Origin of the sequence: Pararhizobium antarcticum (genome assembly GCF_001885585.1) — a bacterium.
Taxonomy (GTDB): Bacteria; Pseudomonadota; Alphaproteobacteria; order Rhizobiales; family Rhizobiaceae; genus Pararhizobium; species Pararhizobium antarcticum.
Map to the genome: position 1 here is coordinate 1 of NZ_LSRP01000059.1, position 766 is coordinate 766.

Sequence of the window (766 nt, forward strand, 5' to 3'; positions counted from 1 at the left end):
AACGTACAGTCTACATAGCCACAAAATCAAGACGCGTCAATATGAAACGTTTCATACGTTCGAACTAGTGATTTTTCGCAGAGTTGTGCTACTCGTCATTCAAAAGAACCAGGAGTGTGATTTTGAAACCAACCGTCAAGGATGTTGCGCGTGAAGCCGGGGTTTCGCTTGGTACGGTATCTCGCGTTCTGTCCAAGAACGTCACCGTCACGGAAAGTATTCGGCGGCGGGTTGAAGACGTCATTGAGAAGCTGGGATACACCCCGAGCAGCCTCGGGCGGAGTCTCCGGCTCAACAGGTCCGATATCATCGGACTGGTCATTCCAGACATCACAAATCCGTTCTTCGCCGATCTGGCAAAGCACCTCGAGCTCTTGGCATCGGCGGCGGGATACTCCGTGCTTCTGGCCAACACTCACGATGATCCCCAGGTTGAAAAGAAGCAAATCGAGAGCCTCCTCGGAAGGATGCCGGCTGGGATTGTAATTGCCCCGGTCAGCAGCAGCCTCGTGAGCGAAAGGCTATCGAAGGGATTGGTATGTGTAACGATCGACCGCCCGCTGGTGGGACATTCCCTTGTCTCGGTCGACAACGTCGAGGGAGGCAGGCTAGCTGCCTCCTATCTTGTAGGGCTAGGACACAACCGCATTGGTTACGTTGGAGGGCCGAGTACCACAGACGTCTCGCTTCAGCGGTTAAATGGTTTTAGCAACGAAATCACAAGAGCATCTGAAGCGCTCGACCGAGGTTTTGAGTTTACCGGGGT

The 766-nt window shown here is 53.5% G+C and carries 1 protein-coding gene; it reads left to right on the plus strand.

Going from position 1 to position 766, the window contains the following annotated elements:
• Positions 1–116: 116 nt before the first annotated feature.
• Positions 117–766, plus strand: a 650-nt coding sequence (locus AX760_RS05490; RefSeq protein WP_245294936.1) for a LacI family DNA-binding transcriptional regulator, incomplete at its 3' end; no start/stop codon positions are given.